1 protein-coding gene is annotated in these 999 nt (G+C 34.1%); it reads right to left on the bottom strand.

From position 1 onward, the window contains the following. Positions 1–17 precede the first annotated feature (17 nt). On the bottom strand, positions 18–899 hold the full coding sequence (locus L0657_RS27795) for an IS982 family transposase (protein ID WP_409015117.1): 882 nt from the start codon (positions 897–899) through the stop codon (positions 18–20). Between the last annotated feature and the right edge of the window lie 100 nt (positions 900–999).

Here is a 999-nt window from a genome sequence, read left to right as displayed (position 1 = left end):
TAACTCGTTGGGTGAAATTATGTAATCTGAATTTTAATATTGTTGATATTTCTTTGATACACGAATTTGTTGATGTATTGAATCGAGGTTAGAGCTGTTATTTTAGCCAAAATTCTCGTTTTAAAACCATCAAAGCTTTTTGCGTAGTTTCGTCTAATCATAAACTGGTCGCAAAGTTGTGAAAAAAGTGTTTCTATGCGTTTTCTGGTTTTTCTAAAAACAAAAGCTTGCTTTTTGTAGTTTTTTTGATTAGACCTCATTGGCGTCTCCAATCGAATATTTACGGATTCAAAAAGGTCCAGTTGTTGTTGATTTGATATATATCCACGATCTCCAAGTAAAACAATATCAGTTAGTTGAGATTTTACTTCCTTTAAATACGCGATATCATGAACATTGGCCTTAGTAATTTCGATAGGGCCAAAAACACCAGTCATTGAGCATATCCCGTGCAATTTATATCCATAGAACCAGATATTTTGAGATGCGCAGTAACCTTTCTCCGGCGCTGTTTCAAAAGTCTCTTTACATATTTTAGCTCTTTTATGTCTAGCCATTTTACATATTTCCAAAGGCATAGAATCAACGACAAAATAGTCTTCAAATTCCAAGAAACTATGGCTCAATGCAGTCCTGATACGTTCGGTCAAAGAAAATAATTTTCGCCTGCGTTTGTTAAACTGGCTTCTTTCGAGAAGATTAGTAATCGAATCTCTGGGGATCATCTGAAATAACAAGTTTTCACTATCCAAAGACATATACTCCGCTGTTAAACTCAAAGCAACTACCTGAAAGTCAGTCATTTTAGGTTTCCTTCCTGCCTTTTTTATATCTACCGAAATGTTTAGCGACTCAATAGTTCTAAGGATTTTTGTATAATTTTTTACTATTTTTGACATGCATATTGGGATTGGTTTGGCGACTTTAATATACTGAAATTCAGTATATTAACCCAATATGCATCCTTCTATTTTCGCTAATTCATTTCACCCAACGGGT

It is taken from the genome of Dyadobacter sp. CY345 (assembly GCF_021502725.1).
In the GTDB taxonomy this organism is placed as follows: domain Bacteria; phylum Bacteroidota; class Bacteroidia; order Cytophagales; family Spirosomataceae; genus Dyadobacter.
Note: the sequence above shows the minus strand (reverse complement) of the source record. Positions and strands in the feature narration are given on the sequence as shown.

Excerpts from the sequence above, each read along its gene's own strand:
- L0657_RS27795 (WP_409015117.1), bottom strand. The coding sequence starts at position 899 with ATGTCAAAAATAGTAAAAAATTATACAAAAATCCTTAGAACTATTGAG.